This is a genomic window from Streptomyces sp. NPDC094147 (assembly GCF_044764265.1).
GTDB lineage: Bacteria > Actinomycetota > Actinomycetes > Streptomycetales > Streptomycetaceae > Streptomyces.
On sequence record NZ_JBIWHT010000020.1, the window covers coordinates 72,847 to 87,934 of the forward strand.

Genomic DNA, 15,088 nt, shown 5'->3' on the forward strand with positions numbered 1-15,088 from the left:
GCGGAGAGGAAGCGGGGGGAACAGTGGGAGCAGGAGGAGCAGGAGAGTCGTTCAGTCACACAGAGTGCGTAGATGGTGACAGAACAGAGCCGTTACCCGAGCATTGCACGCCTACCCATGCCCCACGGTCCCTCGGATGGGTGATTCCCGCGTTGACACCTTCCACCGGCGGCTTTCGCGTCAGGAGTCCGCCTTGCGGTGCACCCGCGCCACCCAGTCCGCCGGCTTGGCGATCTCAGCCTTGGTCGGAAGCGTGTTCGGGGAAGTCCACACCCGGTTGAAGCCGTCCATTCCCACCTCCTCCACCACGGCCCGCACGAATCGCTCGCCGTCACGGTACTGGCGCAGCTTGGCGTCCAGGCCGAGCAGCTTGCGCAGCGCCATGTCGAGCCGGGACGCGCCCTTGGCCCGGCGCTCCCTGAACTTCTCGCGGATTTCGCCCACCGACGGCACGACCTGCGGGCCGACCCCGTCCATCACGTAGTCCGCGTGCCCTTCGAGTAGCGACATCACGGCGGTGAGCCGGCTCAGGATCTCGCGCTGGGCCGGGGTCTGCACCAGCTCGACCAGGGAGCGCCCGCTCTCACCCTCCTCACCCTCGGGCCGGCCGCCGCTGAGCGACTGGGCGGCCTCGCGCAACCGCTCCAGAACGGTCATCGGGTCGACCTCGGTCTCGCCGAGGAATGACTGGATCTCGCCCTCCAGGTGGTCGCGCAGCCAGGGCACGGCCGTGAACTGGGTGCGGTGGGTCTCCTCGTGGAGGCACACCCAGAGCCTGAAGTCGTGCGGGTCCACGTCGAGTTCGCGCTCGACGTGCACGATGTTCGGCGCCACGAGCAGCAGCCGGCCCCCGCCGCCCGGCGCCGCCGGGAACTCCCGGCTCGCGGGCGCGAAGGTCTCGTACTGGCCGAGGACCCGGGAGGACAGGAAGCTGAGCAGCATGCCGAGCTCGACTCCGGTGACCTTGCCGCCGACCGCGCCGAGCACGGCCCCGCCGGGCGTGTTCCCGCGGCGTTCCTGCATCTTGTCGAGCAGCGGCCGCAGCACCTCGCGGAAGCCCGCGACGTTGGCCCGCACCCAGCCGGCCCGGTCGACGACCAGGACCGGGGTGTCCTCCGGTTCGACGCCCTCCGGGATCATCCGGGTGAACGTCCGCACGTGTTCCTCGGCGGCCTTGGCGTGCCGGCGCAGCTCGGCGACGACGGCGCGTGCCTCGTCGCGGGTCACGTCGGGACCCGGCCGCACCAGTCGGGTCGCGGTCGCGACCGCGAGGTTCCAGTCGACCATCCCAGAGGTACCTGCACCGCCGATGCCAGTCATGCGTCAACCGTACGTTGTCGGCCCGGCGAGGGGACCCGGTTGGCGGGGCTCAGTGCGCCACGAGGCGGGTGGCCAGCTTGTCGAGTGCCTTCTGGGTGGGGAGCGGGTCGGCCCCGGGGGTGCCGGCCGACAGGAAGGCGAACGCGAGGAGGTGGCCGCTCGCGTCCACGACCGTCCCGGCCAGGGTGTTGACCCCGGCGCCGCCCAGGGTGCCGGTCTTCGCGCGGACCAGGCCGGTCGCGGCCGAGCCGGTGCCGTAACGGCCGCTGAGGGTGCCGGTGAAGCCGGCGACGGGCAGGCCCGTGAGGATCGGCCGCAGTTCGGGGCGGGCCGGGTCGGCGGCCCTGGCGAGCAGTTGGGCGAGCAGCCCCGCGGTGACCTTGTCGGCGCGGTTGAGCCCGCTGCCGTCGGCGAACTTGGCTCCGTCCAGCGGGAGTTGGAGCTTGGCGAGCTGGACGGGCACGGCCTCGGCGCCGCCGTCGAAGCTCGCGGGCTTCCCGGCGGCGAGCGCGGTCTGGCGGTTCAGGGCCTCCGCGATGTCGTTGTCGCTGTTGGTCAGCATCCGCTCGACGATCGCGGGCAGCGGCGCGGACAGGGTGCTCGCCACCGGCTTGGCGCCCGCCGGTGCGGTGCCCGGCGCCGGGGCGGTCGCCTGCACGCCGTGCCGGTGCAGGAGTTCGGCGAAGGCGCGGGCGGTGTCGCCCGCCGGGTCCGCGGTGCGCGCCGCGGGCCCGCTGTCGGATCCGGCGGAGCTGTCGAGGCGTCCCTCGTCGGTCATCAGGGCGACGACCGGCGCGAGGTTCTCGTTCGGCCCGATCGGATGCACCGAAGGCCCGCTGAACAGCGAGGTGTCGTACGCCAGTTGTACCTGGTCGAGCGAGCGGGCGCGCAGCGCGCGGGCGGTGTCGTCGGCGAGCGCCGCCAGGCGCGCCGTGTCCAGGGTGGGGTCACCGCCGCCGACGAGGGTGAGCGCGGTGGAGCCGGCCGGAGCGACCACGGTGGTGGCGAGGCGGTGGTCGGGGGCGAACGCGGTGAGGACCGCGGCCGCCGTCGCGATCTTGACGGTGGAGGCCGGGGTCATGGCCGCGTCCGCGCGGGCCCCGTACACCTCCTTGCCGGTCGCGGTGTCCACGACCGAGGCGGCCGGGCTCGGGCCGAGCGCCGGGTCGCCGAGCAGCGGCGCGAGCGCGGCGGGCAGCCCGGCCGGGACGGGGGCGCCGGCCGGAGCGCCCAGCGCGGCGAGGACGGCGGGCGCGCTCGGGGCCGGAGCGGGAGCGTCCGGATCCACCGGCTGCTGGTGATGTGCGCCACCCCGGGCGTCCCGCGCTGCGGCCCGCTCACGCTCGGCCGTACGCTGGCCTGAGTCCCACGGTCCGGCCGCGGCCACCGTCCCGGCCGCGACTGCCAGGCCGACCGCCGCCGCACCCGCCGTGAGCTGCCATGTCTTGGGTCCCGGCACCGAGGACCAGCCCCTTTCGCGATCACACACCTGCGTGAGGGACACTTAATCACCAGAACTGCGTCTTGCCGCGAACATGGCACCCGACGCAGCACCCGTCCGATGCATCTGCTGATCATGGAGGAGAGCCACCCGTGGAGTTCGACGTCACCATCGAGATCCCGAAGGGATCGCGGAACAAGTACGAGGTCGACCACGAGACCGGCCGGATCCGCCTGGACCGTCGACTCTTCACCTCGACCAGCTACCCGGCCGACTACGGCTTCGTCGAGAACACCCTGGGCGAGGACGGCGACCCGCTGGACGCCCTGGTCCTCCTGGACGAGCCGACCTTCCCCGGCTGTGTCATCAAGTGCCGCGCGATCGGCATGTTCCGGATGACCGACGAGGCCGGCGGCGACGACAAGCTGCTGTGCGTCCCGGCGTCCGACCCGCGCGTCGAGCACCTGCGCGACATCCACCACGTCTCCGAGTTCGACCGCCTGGAGATCCAGCACTTCTTCGAGGTCTACAAGGACCTGGAGCCCGGCAAGTCCGTCGAGGGCGCCGACTGGGTCGGCCGTGTCGAGGCCGAGGCCGAGGTCGAGGCCTCCTACAAGCGCCTTGAGGCGCAGGGCGGCGCGCACTGACGCGCGTCCTTCCGCAGCGAGCGGGCGGTGCACCCCTCCGGGGGTGCGCCGCCCGTTGTCGTACCAGCCGATAATCGCCCACATACTGGGCACACGCACCGAAGCGGCCGAAGGGAGGCACGGGAAACGTGGTGGCTGAGCAGCCGGAGTCCGAGGACCGCAAGCCGCAGTCCGACGAGGCGCGCAGCGCGTTCGCACCGCCCGAGGGAGTGGAGCAGCCGCAGCCGCCCGAGGAGGACTCGCCGACCTCCGAGTTCGCACTGCCCGCCGGACTCGCCGCCCCGCCCGCCGAGCCGGTCGCCGACCAGCCCGCCTCCGCGTTCGCGACGCCCAGCACCTACACCGCGCGCGACGTGCCCTCCGCCCTGATCACCACCGCCGGCCTCCCGCTGGTGCGGCTCTCCAAGGACGCGCCCTGGCAGGACCGGATGCGCACCATGCTGCGGATGCCGGTCGGCGAGCGGCCGGTGCCCGAGCCGGTGCAGAAGTCCGACGAGACGGGCCCCGCCGTGCCGCGCGTGCTCGACCTGACGCTGCGTATCGGCGAGCTGCTGCTCGCGGGCGGCGAGGGCGCCGAGGACGTCGAGGCCGCGATGTTCGCGATCTGTCGCAGCTACGGGCTCGACCACTGCGAGCCGACGGTCACCTTCACCATGCTGGCCATCACCCACCAGCCCTCCCTCGTGGACGACCCGGTGACGGCCAACCGCACGGTGCGCCGCCGGGGCACCGACTACACCCGCCTCGCGGCCGTGCACCGGCTCGTCACGGACATGACCAGCGCCGACCACGACGTCTCCCTCGAAGAGGCCTACCGCCGCCTCGCCGAGATCCGCCGCAACCGCCACCCCTACCCCGGCTGGGTGCTGACCACCGCCTGCGGGCTGCTGGCCGGTGCGGCTTCCGTGCTGCTCGGCGGCGGTGTCGCGGTGTTCCTGGTGGCGGCGGTCGGCGCGGTGCTCGGCGACCGGCTCGCCTGGCTGTGCGCGGCGCGCGGGCTCCCGGAGTTCTACCAGTTCGTGGTGGCCGCGATGCCGCCCGCCGCGATGGGCGTCGCGCTCAGCCTGCTCTCCTGGAACCTCAGCCCGACCGCCGTGATCACCGGTGGCCTGTTCGCGCTGATCCCCGGGCGGGCCCTGGTGGCGGCCGTCCAGGACGGTCTGACCGGCTTCTACGTCACCGCCTCGGCGCGGCTGCTCGAAGTCGGGTACTTCTTCGTCGCGATCGTCGTGGGCGTCCTGACCGTGCTGTACGGCGGGCTCCAGATCCACGCCGAGCTCAACCCGGAGGGCACCTTCAGCCCCATCGACCGCCCGGTCGTCCAGATCCTCGCGTCGATGGTGCTCTGTCTGACCTTCGCGGTGCTGCTCCAGCAGGACCGTTCCACCGTGCTGATCGTGGCCGCGAACGGCGGGGTCGCCTGGGTGGTGTACGCCGCGATCGCGGTCACCGCGAAGGGCTCGCCGATCATGGCGACGGCGGTCGCGGCCGGCCTGGTCGGCCTGTTCGGCCAGCTGCTCTCGCGGTACTGGAACACCACGGCCCTGCTGTACGTCACCGCCGCCATCGGCCCGCTGCTGCCCGGCAGCGCCATGTACTTCGGGGTCCTCTCGATCGCCCAGAACCACCTGGACCAGGGCATCGCCTCCCTCGCGAAGGCGGCGGCCCTGGCCCTGGCGATCGCGATCGGCGTGAACCTCGGCAACGAGGTCGCCCGGCTCTTCCTCAGGGCGCCGGGCGTGAGCCGCGCGGCGGCCAAGCGCACCCGCGGCTTCTAGCCGCCCGGGACGGACCGGTCAGCGCTTGGCGTGGCGGCCGCCGCGCTGCGAGGCCGCGCCGGGGCCGCCGGCCGCCGGCGGGTTCTTCTTCGCCTTGCCGCGGGCCCGCAGGAACTCGATGGCGATCGGCACGACCGAGATCAGCACGATCGCGACCAGGATCAGCTCGATGTTCTTGTGTACGAAGTCGACGTTGCCCAGGGCCGCGCCGAGCAGCGTGACGCCCGCGCCCCAGAGGGTGCCGCCGACGACGTTGAAGGTGACGAACGAGCGGTAGTTCATGCCGCTGACGCCCGCGACGATCGGCGTGAACGTGCGCACGATCGGCACGAAGCGGGCCAGGACCAGCGACTTCGGGCCGTACTTCTCGAAGAATTCGTGGGCCTTCTCGACGTTCTCCTGCTTGAAGAGCTTCGAGTCGGGCCGGCTGAAGAGGGACGGGCCCACCTTCTTGCCGAAGAGATAGCCCACCTGGTCGCCGAGGACCGCGGCGAGCACCACGAGCACGCAGACCAGCCACAGCGGGGTGCCCAGCTTGCCGGTGGTGACCAGGAGGCCGGTGGTGAACAGCAGCGAGTCGCCCGGCAGGAAGAAGCCGATCAGCAGTCCGGACTCGGCGAACACGACGATCAGCAGTCCGGTCAGACCGAAGGTCTGGAGCAGATGGTCCGGGTCCAGCCAGCTCGGTCCGAGGGCGAGGTCAGTCACGGGTACCGGGCTCCTGGGTGTGGGTGTCGGGCGGGCTGTCCGCCGTCGGCAGCCAAAGTTATCAACGTAGCGCGCGAAAGCATGGTTCCAGAGGCAGGCTGGGTAGGGCCGACAAGGGCGACCGGAAGGAATGGACCACATGGGCATCGAGGAGTACGGCGGCGGGCAGGGTCCGCAGTCGGACGTACTGGTCGTGACCACGAACGACGTACCCGGGTACACGGTGCAGCAGGTGATCGGGGAGGTCTTCGGGCTCACCGTACGCTCCCGCCACCTGGGCAGCCAGATCGGCGCCGGCCTGAAGTCCATGATCGGCGGCGAGCTGAAGGGCCTGACCAAGACGCTGGTCGAGACGCGGAACCAGGCGATGGCGCGGCTCGTGGAGCAGGCGAAGGCGCGGGGGGCCAACGCGGTCCTGATGATGCGCTTCGACGTGACCGAGGCGGCGGACGTCGGTACGGAGGTGTGCGCGTACGGCACCGCGGTGGTCCTCTCCCGCAACTGAGCACGCAGTTGGGCACGTAGCTGAGCGAGCAACCGAGCACGGTCGCCCACCCCTCCGGCAACTCCCCTTCCAGGAAAGGACGTTGACACCTCATGGCACTGCATCGCGGCGGCAGCGAGAAGGAGCAGGCCGACGAGAAGGAGGGCGGGCGGCTCGCCCTCAACCCGTTCTACGGGGAGGCCGACCCCACCGGCTCGATGACCTCCGCGCCGCCCCGGCACCGGCTGCCCGACCGGCCGCTGGCGCCGGCCACCGCGTACCAGCTGGTCCATGACGAGCTGATGCTCGACGGCAACTCCCGCCTGAACCTGGCGACCTTCGTCACCACCTGGATGGAGCCGCAGGCCGGGGTGCTGATGGCGGAGTGCCGGGACAAGAACATGATCGACAAGGACGAGTACCCGCGGACGGCGGAGCTGGAGCGGCGGTGCGTGGCGATGCTCGCCGACCTCTGGCACGCCCCGGATCCGGCCACCGCGGTCGGCTGCTCCACCACCGGCTCCAGCGAGGCCTGCATGCTGGCGGGGCTCGCCCTCAAACGGCGCTGGGCGCTGCGGAACGCGGACCGCTATCCCTCGCGCGAGGCCCGCCCCAATCTCGTCATGGGCATCAATGTGCAGGTCTGCTGGGAGAAGTTCTGCACCTTCTGGGAGGTCGAGGCGCGCCAGGTGCCCATGGAGGGCGACCGCTTCCACCTCGACCCCGAGGCCGCCGCCGCGCTCTGCGACGAGAACACGATCGGGGTCGTCGGGGTGCTCGGCTCCACCTTCGACGGGTCGTACGAGCCGATCGCCGCACTGTGCGCGGCGCTGGACGATTTGCAGGAGCGTACGGGTCTGGACATCCCGGTGCATGTCGACGGGGCGTCGGGCGCGATGGTCGCGCCGTTCGTGGACGAGGACCTGGTGTGGGACTTCCGGCTGCCCCGGGTGTCCTCGATCAACACCTCCGGGCACAAGTACGGGCTCGTGTACCCGGGGGTCGGCTGGGCGCTGTGGCGCTCGGCCGAGGAACTCCCCGAGGAACTGGTCTTCCGGGTGAACTACCTCGGCGGCGACATGCCGACGTTCGCGCTGAACTTCTCCCGGCCGGGGGCGCAGGTGGTGGCGCAGTACTACACGTTCCTGCGGCTCGGGCGGGAGGGGTACCGGGCGGTGCAGCAGACGACGCGGGACGTCGCGCGGGGCCTCGCGGAGCGGGTGGAGGCCTTCGGCGACTTCCAACTCCTCACCCGGGGCGAGGAGTTGCCGGTCTTCGCCTTCACCACGGCGCCGGACGTCAGCCGGTACGACGTGTTCGACGTGTCGCGGCGCCTGCGCGAGCGGGGCTGGCTGGTGCCCGCGTACAGCTTCCCGGCGAACCGGGAGGACCTGTCGGTGCTGCGGGTGGTCTGCCGCAACGGCTTCTCCTCCGACCTGGCGGCCCTGCTCATCGAGGACCTGAGCCGACTCCTGCCGGAACTGAGGCGCCAGTCCGCCCCACTGGGCCGGGACGAGTCGGTGTCAACGGCGTTCCATCACTGAGCCTCTTGGCTGCGCCCGCCCGCTGCCCGAGCGACCTCAGCCAAAATCAAGCCCCTCATGGGGGTCCCCCCTGGCCCTTTGGGCCTTGGGGGAGATTGAGGAGCGGGGGTCTGGGGGCAGAGCCCCCAGTGGCGCCGGTCAGGCGGGCGCGGGGTCCGGGGCGGAGCCCCAGTTCGGGGTCCAGCCGGGCTCGCCCGCGAAGGCGTACGCCCCGCCCTCGATCCGCCCGATCAGCCCCCGCGTCCACTCCGCCCCCGCATCCGACGAGTGGACCCACATGTTCATGATCTCGCCGATGTGGCCGAACTGATCCGGCCCCTCCCCCACCATGTAGTACTCCACCACCGAACGGCGCCACTCCGCCAGCTTCTCCAGCCGGTCGCGCAGCAGGGCGATGACCTCCGCGCGCGGCAGGTCCACCATGAAGCCGATCGCCGCCGACATCACGTCCATCTTCTGGTTGTACGAGACCAGCGCCTCGCGCACCAGCCGGAAGTACTCCTCGCGGCCCGCCTCCGTCAGCTCGTACTCGGTGCGCGGCGGCCCCCCGGCCGTGCTGGGCGCCACCTCGTGGGCCAGGAGGACGCCCTGCTTCGCCATCTGCTTGAGCGCGTGGTAGATCGAACCGGGCTTGGCGTTGGACCACTCGTGGGCGCCCCAGTACTCCAGGTCGCTGCGCACCTGGTAGCCGTGCGCCCGGCCGTGCTGACGTACCGCACCGAGGACGAGGAGACGGATCGCTGACATGGCGCCAGCCTATGACCTCAGGTATTTGCGAGCGCCACCAGCTCGAACGCCGTCCTGCCGTCCAGGGATTCGCGGATGACGTCCGCGTGCCCCGCATGCCGGGCGAACTCCTCGACCAGGTGCAGCATCAGCCAGCGCATCGAGACCCGGCCCTCCTTCGGGAACCACGGCATGTCCGGCAGCGGGAAGGTGTCGTCCAGGGAGGGGACCTTGCGGATGAACTCCTCGGTCTCGCGGGCCACTTCGTCCCAGAAGGCCAGCACGCCCTCGGTCGTCTCGTCGCCGCTCAGCCGGAAGCTCTCGTGCCAGTTCGACTGGTCGCGCTGCTTCTCGTTGGGCCGCTGCTGGGCCATCCGCAGCCAGTTCAGCTCGCACTCGGCCACGTGCTTGACGAGTCCCGACAGGGACAGCTCGCTGGCGCTGGGGCGGCTCGCGGCCTGCTCCTCGGTGAGGCCGATGAGCGCGCGGCGCAGCCCGCCCCGCTGGGCCTCGACAAAGGCCAGGAGCGCCCCGCGCTCGTCGCCCTGGGCTTCCGCGGGAACGTGAGTAACCATGATCCGGACCGCCTTCGTTCGTGTTCTGCCGTGCTGACAAGAACCACGTTAGGGAGGATTGAGGTCAGAGCCTGTCCTCAATGGGCGCCGCTCTTCGGGAAATCAGAACGGGAACGGGCTGCGCTCGTGCTGGACCGAGATCCACTTCTGGGTGGTGAACGCCTCGACCGTCGAATCGCCGTTCAGCCGGCCGAGCCCGGAGTACTTCTCGCCGCCGAAGGCCACCAGCGGCTCGTCCTGGATGGTCGAGTCGTTGACGTGCATCATCCCGGTGACGATCCGCTTGGCGAACCGCACCCCGCGCTCCACATTGGCGGTGTGCACCGCGCCGCTGAGGCCGTACGGGCTGTCGTTCGCCATGCGTACGGCCTCCTCCTCCCCGTCGAAGGGGATGAGCAGCGCCACCGGGCCGAAGATCTCCTGGCGCAGTACGGGGGAGTCGGCGGGCAGGCCGGCGAGCACGGTGGGCTCCACCAGGTTGCCGCGCGTGCGGCCCCGTACCAGCGCGGTGGCGCCCTCGGCGAGGGCCTGGTCCACGAGTGAAGTCAGCGCCTCCGCCTGGGAGTTGTTGATGACGGGGCCGATGTCGGTGGCGGGGTCGGCCGGGTCTCCGGTCCGCAGCGAGGTCACCTTGTCGAGGAACTTGGCGGTGAACTCCTCCTCGATCGACCGGTCGACCAGGATCCGGTTGGCGGCCATGCAGACCTGGCCCTGGTAGACGAAGCGGCTGAAAACCGCCGCGTCCACCGCGTAGTCGAGGTCCGCGTCGTCCAGGACGACCAGCGCGCTGTTGCCGCTCAGCTCCAGGATGACGCGCTTGAAGTGGCTGCCGGCGACCGAGGCGACGTGGCGGCCGGTGCGGTCGGAGCCCGCGAACGAGATCACCTTGGCGACCGGATGCTCTATCAACGCGTCGCCGATCTCGGCGATGTCGGTGACCAGGACGTTCAGGAGCCCGGCGGGCAGCCCCGCGTCCTTGAAGATCTTCGCGATGAGCCCGCCGCCGACCACGGGCGCGTTCTGGTTCGGCTTGATGACGACCGCGTTGCCCAACGCCAGTGCGGGGGCCACCGACTTCATGGTCACCAGGAACGGGAAGTTGAACGGGCTGATCACCCCGATCACACCGACCGGGAGCCGGTAGACGCGGTTCTCCTTGCCGTCGACCGGCGAGGGCAGGATGCGGCCCTCGGGGCGCAGCGCCAGCTGTATCGCCTCGCGCAGGAACTCCTTGGCGAGGTGGACCTCGTACACCGCCTTGAGCCGGGTGCCGCCGAGCTCGCTGATCATCGCCCCGATGATCTCCGGCTCGCGCTCCTCGATGATGCGCAGGGCGCGCTCGAAGACGAGTCTGCGGGTGTACGGATTGGTCTCGGCCCACTCCCGCTGCGCGCGCTCGGCCACGCGGTAGGCCTCGTCGACCTCCTCGACGGTGGCCACGGTGATGGCGGCGAGCTTCTCCCCGTTGTACGGATCGAAGTCGATGATGTCCCACGACCCGCTGCCGGTGCGCCACTGGCCGTCTATGAACTGGTGGGCGAGGTCGGTGAAGAAGGACATGCCATCCCTAACTACTGGCCTGATGTGACGTCATCCTACTGATGAGTCAGCTGAGTTGGAGGAGTCCGCGCAGAAGATCGCGGCTTTCCTCCGGGCCGGGGCTGTCCTTCTGGAGGCGTGCCATCGCCCGTTCGTACTGCGCGACCTCCTCCGCCTTGTCCAAATACAGTGCGGAGGTGAGCTGTTCGAGATAGACGATGTCCGACAGGTCCGACTCGGGGAACCGCAGCATCGTGAAGGCACCGCTCTCCCCGGCGTGCCCGCCGAAGCTGAACGGCATGACCTGGAGGTTGATGTTGGGCTGCTCGGACATCTCGATGAGATGCTTCAACTGGCCCCGCATCACGTCCCGTTCGCCGTACGGGCGGCGCAGCGCGGCCTCGTCCAGAACGGCGTGGAACTGCGGGGCGCGCTCCGAGACCAGGGCCTTCTGCCGCTCCAGACGCAGCGCGACCCGGCGCTCGATCTCGGCGGCGGGCGCACCCTGCATTCCGCGCGAGACCACCGCGTGCGCATAGGCCTCGGTCTGCAACAGGCCGTGCACGAACTGGACTTCGTAGATCCTGATGAGCGAGGCGGCGCCCTCCAGACCGATGTACGTCTGGAACCATCCGGGCAGCACATCGCCGAAGCTGTGCCACCAGCCCGCGATGTTGGCCTCCTTGGCGAGGCCGAGCAGTGACATGCGCTCGGACTCGTCGCCGACGCCGTAGAGCGTGAGCAGGTCCTCGACATCCCTGGCCTTGAAGCTCACCCGCCCCAACTCCATACGACTGATCTTGGACTCGGACGCCCGGATCGAATAGCCGGCTGCTTCCCGCGTGATGCCGCGCGACTCGCGCAGGCGCCTGAGCTGTGAGCCGAGCAGAATGCGCCGGACCACCGAACCTCCGCCGGCCTCGACTGCGCTCGGCCGGGGGGATCCCCATGCCTCCCCTGCGGTCACTTCGCCGTCCTCCCCATCCGAATGTGGTGCGCAGTCTGCCATCAAAACGCTTCAGCCCGTACCCGAGCGATTACGGAAATGGTCAAGGAGCGAAATCGGCCTGAGGAACTTCTCGGGAAGAAATGAGCAAGAAACGGCACGGTGTTGGACAGGTCGGTCGCGTGCACGTGCATCTGCCCTTGCATCGGGCCGAAGCATTCGGAACCATGGTCCCCGCGCACCTGCGTGCTCAACTGCGTCTAGTTGCTTGCGTCCTGTTCCGCCACGGCCGCGAACCCGGGAGTGCCTCGCATGGGGACGAATGGATCAACCATGCTGGAGCCTTGTGAGCCCTTAAGGCAGGCGCTTCCCTCCATCGACCCCTCGACGGTCTCGGGTTCGGCGTCCTGTGCGCTGCCCGCCCGTTACGAAGCGGTGCGCGGGGCACGGAAGTTCACCAGGTCGACGCTCACGCAGTGGGGCCTCGGCGACCGCTTCGACGATGTCGCCCTGGTCGTCTCGGAACTCGTCACCAACGCGCTGCGGCACGCGCTGCCGGCCGACACCCCGCGCGAGAGCGAGGTTCCGGTGCGGCTGCATCTGATGCGGTGGACCAGCCGTCTGGTGTGCGCGGTGCGCGACCCCAGCGAGGAGAGCCCCGTCGAGCGGGAGGGCGACGACTTCGGCGCCGAGTGCGGGCGCGGCCTCTTCCTGGTGGACTCGTTCGCCGACAGCTGGGGCTGGCACCCGCTGTCGGGCGCGCTCGGCGGCAAGGTCGTCTGGGCGCTGTTCCGCCTCCAGCCCGCCGAGTAGCCGTTCCCCCGGCTTCGAGGCGGGCCCGGCCCCTCACAGGCCCGGCCCCTCACAGGCCCGGCCCCTCACGGGCCCAGCCCCCTGCGGATTCAGCCCCTACGGGCTCAGTCCCTCACGAGGTGGTCGAACTCGCCGTCCTTGATGCCGAGCAGCATCGCCTCGATCTCGGCCCTGGTGTAGACCAGGGCCGGCCCGTCCGGGTGGCGTGAGTTGCGTACCGCCACCCCTCCGCCCGGCAGTTTGGCGAATTCCACGCAGGATCCCTGCGAGTTGCTGTGCCGGCTCTTCTGCCACGCGACACCCTGAAGCTCCGCTGCCGCCATGCCGTTGTATGCGTGGTGCAAGGTCGCTCCCGGGATGTGCAGACGTGCATCTGTGAATGGTCAACTGCCCCGGATCATAGCTGTGTTCATGTGCGCCTGCATGGGAAGATGCACGTGCACGCGGGGTGCCCGCGCGGTTACAGCCGCTCCGGCACACCCCGTAGCGCGTCCATGACGTACGAGCGCCGGCCCCGCCCATGATCTTGCGTGCCATCAGCTGGGCCGGGTCGTCCGGGCCGAATCCCTCGTGCACGAGGAAGAGACGCGTTCCGCGGCCCTCCGGTTCAGGCGTCCACGTGATCGTCCGGTCGGCCGGGCGCCCGGCGAGGGCGGCGGCCCGGCGAAACCTTCGCAGCCTTCAGAGTCTTCACAACTGGAATTCATGACTCATCGTCGGGCGGCGCGGCCTCCGGGCGGTGGATGCGCTGCCGCCCGACCGCTCCTCCCATACGAGACCGGCCTCCCGCAGCACCTTGAGGTGCTGCGGGAGGCCGGGTCTGCGCATGTCGAAGTGGTCGGCGAGGGCCTGTACGGGCTGCGGGCCGCGTTCGCGAAGGAGCCGCTCCCGGGCCCACCGAGCGTGGAGACGGTCGGAACGATCGATGGGCCCTACCGCGCGGTCGAGGAGTACGGCAGCAGGGCCATCTCGCGGGCGTTCTTGATCGCGCGGGCCAGCGCGCGCTGCTGCTGGGACGAGACCCGGGTGACCCGGCGGCTGCGGATCTTGCCGCGGTCGGAGATGAACCTCCGCAGCAGGTCGGTGTCCTTGTAGTCGATGTACGTGATGCCGTCGCGGTCCAGCGGATTGGGCCGGGACTTCGCGGGCGTGCGGGGTGACTTGGGCACGGGTCAGACCTCCAGGAGGGAGTCGAAGGCGGGCGGCAGGCGCTTCCAGGCCTCGCGGCCCGCGGCGTACTCCGCGTCGGTGAGCAGGCAGGAGTCGAGCAGCGCGGCGAGGCCGTCGCGGTCCAGGCCCGGCGAGGTGAAGACGAGGTGCTGGCAGCAGTCGCCGTGCTCGGGGTGCCAGTCCAGGGCGGCCGCGGCCCGGCGCACCGGCGGGACCATCTCCCAGGCGGCGTCCGGCAGCGAGGCGAGCCAGGGGCCGGCGTTCTCCACGCAGAGCGCGCCGCCCGCCGAGTCCCAGGCGAGCAGGGTGTCGGGCCGGTCGGCGAGCCAGAACCGGCCCCGGCTGCGGGCGGCCGCACAGCACAGGTCCTCAAGCGCCTCGTACAGCCGCTCCGGGTGGAAGGGGCGGGTGCGGTGCCAGACGTACGTGCCGACGCCGGCCTCGTCCGCGTCCTGCGGCAGCAGCGCGCAGGCCGGATGCTGGCGGGCGGCGGCCGCCTCCACATCGAACCCGGCGAGGGCGGCCTGCGCCAACTCCCCCGATTCGTACGGGACATGGCGGGCCGTCGGGTGGAGCTGGGCGAGCAGGGCGCGGTCCTCATCGTCGGCCTGCTCGGAGTCGACGATGGCCAGGACCGTCGCGTACTCCAGCTGGCGGGCCCAGGTGTCGGCGACCGTGCGCTGGTCGGACGCGGCCGCGGCGAGACCGGCCTCGGCGAGGTCGTCTCCGTTGCCCAGGCACGGCAGCAGGAGCGCCGGGTCGACGGCGGTGATGACCGAGGTGACCGCCAGGGACTCGGCGTGGGCGGCGACGACCTCGGCCATCGCCTTCGGCTCGACCGAGTCCCAGAGCTCCACGACCGCGAGCCGGGTGAGGCCGGCGGCGGCGAGGCGCTCCAGCTCGGGGACCAGGTCCTCGCGCAGGGCGCAGCAGGCGCAGTCGTTGACCAGCGGGGCCTCGCCCGCGTCGCGTACGCCCAGGGTGTCGCGGACCGTGCGGCGGACGGTGCCTTCGGCGGCCGACGCCAGGTCGTGGTGGAGCGCGACGCTGCCGGGCACGAGGCGCAGCAGCCGCTCCACCACGGCCCGGCGGGCGTCCGCGTGCAGCCCGCCGACGATCGCGACGGGCAGCTTCTGATCGGTCATGCCTTTCCGTACCGCCGCTCGAAGCGCTCGACGCGGCCCGCCGTGTCCATCACGCGGGCGTTGCCCGTATAGAAGGGGTGGCTCAGGCTGGAGATCTCCACGTCGACGACGGGGTAGACGTTGCCGTCCTCCCACTCGATGCGCTTCGCCGCGCTCGATACGAGCGTGGAGCGGGTCAGGAAGGCGTGGCCCGCGGCCCTGTCACGGAAGACGACGGGTCCGTACTCGGGGTGGACAGAGGGCTTCATCGCT

The 15,088-nt window shown here is 70.9% G+C and carries 16 protein-coding genes and 2 pseudogenes; 5 read left to right on the forward strand and 13 right to left on the reverse strand.

Annotated features, from left to right (window positions below; translation table 11 throughout):
- Window positions 1-180: 180 nt before the first annotated feature.
- Window positions 181-1,320 (reverse strand): zinc-dependent metalloprotease, encoded by a 1,140-nt coding sequence (locus tag ACIQ8J_RS25565; protein ID WP_403274148.1) that lies wholly within the window; start codon window positions 1,318-1,320, stop codon window positions 181-183.
- A gap of 49 nt (window positions 1,321-1,369) precedes the next feature.
- Complete coding sequence (gene dacB / locus ACIQ8J_RS25570) at window positions 1,370-2,779, reverse strand: D-alanyl-D-alanine carboxypeptidase/D-alanyl-D-alanine-endopeptidase (RefSeq protein WP_403274146.1); 1,410 nt, start codon at window positions 2,777-2,779, stop codon at window positions 1,370-1,372.
- Window positions 2,780-2,913: 134 nt separating this feature from the next.
- Here dacB and ACIQ8J_RS25575 point away from each other — a divergent pair, with 134 nt between their 5' ends.
- The gene (locus tag ACIQ8J_RS25575) at window positions 2,914-3,408 is read left to right on the forward strand and encodes an inorganic diphosphatase (RefSeq protein WP_100577700.1); all 495 of its coding nucleotides are present in this window, start codon (window positions 2,914-2,916) and stop codon (window positions 3,406-3,408) included.
- A 128-nt stretch (window positions 3,409-3,536) separates the two neighbouring features.
- A complete protein-coding gene (locus tag ACIQ8J_RS25580; RefSeq protein WP_403274145.1) occupies window positions 3,537-5,186 on the forward strand; it encodes a threonine/serine exporter ThrE family protein in 1,650 nt (549 codons plus the stop codon).
- Between the two features lie 18 nt (window positions 5,187-5,204).
- On the opposite strand, the gene ACIQ8J_RS25585 is transcribed toward ACIQ8J_RS25580, so the two are convergent.
- Window positions 5,205-5,894, reverse strand: coding sequence for a DedA family protein (locus tag ACIQ8J_RS25585; RefSeq protein WP_403274143.1), 690 nt, complete (start codon window positions 5,892-5,894; stop codon window positions 5,205-5,207).
- 139 nt (window positions 5,895-6,033) lie between these two features.
- Here ACIQ8J_RS25585 and ACIQ8J_RS25590 point away from each other — a divergent pair, with 139 nt between their 5' ends.
- Together ACIQ8J_RS25590 and ACIQ8J_RS25595 are read left to right on the forward strand one after the other, a co-directional pair.
- Window positions 6,034-6,399, forward strand: a complete 366-nt coding sequence (locus tag ACIQ8J_RS25590; RefSeq protein ID WP_403274142.1) for a YbjQ family protein — start codon at window positions 6,034-6,036, stop codon at window positions 6,397-6,399.
- 92 nt (window positions 6,400-6,491) lie between these two features.
- Window positions 6,492-7,922 (forward strand): glutamate decarboxylase, encoded by a 1,431-nt coding sequence (locus ACIQ8J_RS25595; RefSeq protein ID WP_403274141.1) that lies wholly within the window; start codon window positions 6,492-6,494, stop codon window positions 7,920-7,922.
- A 138-nt stretch (window positions 7,923-8,060) separates the two neighbouring features.
- Here the strand turns inward: ACIQ8J_RS25595 and ACIQ8J_RS25600 are convergent, their stop codons facing one another.
- The 4 genes from ACIQ8J_RS25600 to ACIQ8J_RS25615 all read right to left on the reverse strand — a co-directional run bounded on the left by ACIQ8J_RS25600 (window position 8,061) and on the right by ACIQ8J_RS25615 (window position 11,729).
- On the reverse strand, window positions 8,061-8,669 hold the full coding sequence (locus ACIQ8J_RS25600; RefSeq protein ID WP_403274139.1) for a PadR family transcriptional regulator: 609 nt from the start codon (window positions 8,667-8,669) through the stop codon (window positions 8,061-8,063).
- 17 nt (window positions 8,670-8,686) lie between these two features.
- Window positions 8,687-9,223 (reverse strand): DinB family protein, encoded by a 537-nt coding sequence (locus ACIQ8J_RS25605; RefSeq protein WP_403274138.1) that lies wholly within the window; start codon window positions 9,221-9,223, stop codon window positions 8,687-8,689.
- A gap of 102 nt (window positions 9,224-9,325) precedes the next feature.
- On the reverse strand, window positions 9,326-10,783 hold the full coding sequence (locus ACIQ8J_RS25610) for an aldehyde dehydrogenase family protein (protein ID WP_403274137.1): 1,458 nt from the start codon (window positions 10,781-10,783) through the stop codon (window positions 9,326-9,328).
- A 46-nt stretch (window positions 10,784-10,829) separates the two neighbouring features.
- Entirely contained in the window at window positions 10,830-11,729 is a 900-nt protein-coding gene (locus ACIQ8J_RS25615; RefSeq protein ID WP_403274136.1) for a helix-turn-helix domain-containing protein, read from the reverse strand.
- Window positions 11,730-12,020: 291 nt separating this feature from the next.
- On the opposite strand from ACIQ8J_RS25615, the gene ACIQ8J_RS25620 reads away from it, so the two are divergent.
- Window positions 12,021-12,521 (forward strand): ATP-binding protein, encoded by a 501-nt coding sequence (locus ACIQ8J_RS25620; protein WP_403274133.1) that lies wholly within the window; start codon window positions 12,021-12,023, stop codon window positions 12,519-12,521.
- A gap of 104 nt (window positions 12,522-12,625) precedes the next feature.
- Here ACIQ8J_RS25620 and ACIQ8J_RS25625 read toward each other — a convergent pair whose 3' ends face one another.
- The 6 genes and pseudogenes from ACIQ8J_RS25625 to ACIQ8J_RS25650 form a co-directional block, all read right to left on the reverse strand.
- On the reverse strand, window positions 12,626-12,865 hold the full coding sequence (locus ACIQ8J_RS25625; protein ID WP_403274132.1) for a DUF397 domain-containing protein: 240 nt from the start codon (window positions 12,863-12,865) through the stop codon (window positions 12,626-12,628).
- A 116-nt stretch (window positions 12,866-12,981) separates the two neighbouring features.
- A pseudogene (locus ACIQ8J_RS25630) lies at window positions 12,982-13,169 on the reverse strand (SRPBCC domain-containing protein); the annotation flags it as partial.
- Window positions 13,170-13,242: 73 nt separating this feature from the next.
- A pseudogene (locus ACIQ8J_RS25635) lies at window positions 13,243-13,448 on the reverse strand (helix-turn-helix domain-containing protein); the annotation flags it as partial.
- Between the two features lie 5 nt (window positions 13,449-13,453).
- The gene (gene rpsR / locus ACIQ8J_RS25640; RefSeq protein WP_403274131.1) at window positions 13,454-13,690 is read right to left on the reverse strand and encodes a 30S ribosomal protein S18; all 237 of its coding nucleotides are present in this window, start codon (window positions 13,688-13,690) and stop codon (window positions 13,454-13,456) included.
- A gap of 3 nt (window positions 13,691-13,693) precedes the next feature.
- Entirely contained in the window at window positions 13,694-14,836 is a 1,143-nt protein-coding gene (locus ACIQ8J_RS25645) for a CobW family GTP-binding protein (RefSeq protein ID WP_403274130.1), read from the reverse strand.
- Entirely contained in the window at window positions 14,833-15,084 is a 252-nt protein-coding gene (locus ACIQ8J_RS25650) for a type B 50S ribosomal protein L31 (RefSeq protein WP_403274128.1), read from the reverse strand. Before ACIQ8J_RS25650 ends, ACIQ8J_RS25645 begins: the two co-directional genes overlap by 4 nt.
- Between the last annotated feature and the right edge of the window lie 4 nt (window positions 15,085-15,088).

What these genes read in the sequence shown, in the direction of transcription:
- ACIQ8J_RS25645 (WP_403274130.1), bottom strand. Translation starts at nt 14,836, where the DNA reads ATGACCGATCAGAAGCTGCCCGTCGCGATCGTCGGCGGGCTGCACGCG.
- ACIQ8J_RS25610 (WP_403274137.1), bottom strand. Translation starts at nt 10,783, where the DNA reads ATGTCCTTCTTCACCGACCTCGCCCACCAGTTCATAGACGGCCAGTGG.
- ACIQ8J_RS25620 (WP_403274133.1), top strand. Translation starts at nt 12,021, where the DNA reads ATGGGGACGAATGGATCAACCATGCTGGAGCCTTGTGAGCCCTTAAGG.
- ACIQ8J_RS25590 (WP_403274142.1), top strand. Translation starts at nt 6,034, where the DNA reads ATGGGCATCGAGGAGTACGGCGGCGGGCAGGGTCCGCAGTCGGACGTA.
- ACIQ8J_RS25600 (WP_403274139.1), bottom strand. Translation starts at nt 8,669, where the DNA reads ATGTCAGCGATCCGTCTCCTCGTCCTCGGTGCGGTACGTCAGCACGGC.
- ACIQ8J_RS25605 (WP_403274138.1), bottom strand. Translation starts at nt 9,223, where the DNA reads ATGGTTACTCACGTTCCCGCGGAAGCCCAGGGCGACGAGCGCGGGGCG.
- ACIQ8J_RS25650 (WP_403274128.1), bottom strand. Translation starts at nt 15,084, where the DNA reads ATGAAGCCCTCTGTCCACCCCGAGTACGGACCCGTCGTCTTCCGTGAC.
- ACIQ8J_RS25595 (WP_403274141.1), top strand. Translation starts at nt 6,492, where the DNA reads ATGGCACTGCATCGCGGCGGCAGCGAGAAGGAGCAGGCCGACGAGAAG.
- ACIQ8J_RS25565 (WP_403274148.1), bottom strand. Translation starts at nt 1,320, where the DNA reads ATGACTGGCATCGGCGGTGCAGGTACCTCTGGGATGGTCGACTGGAAC.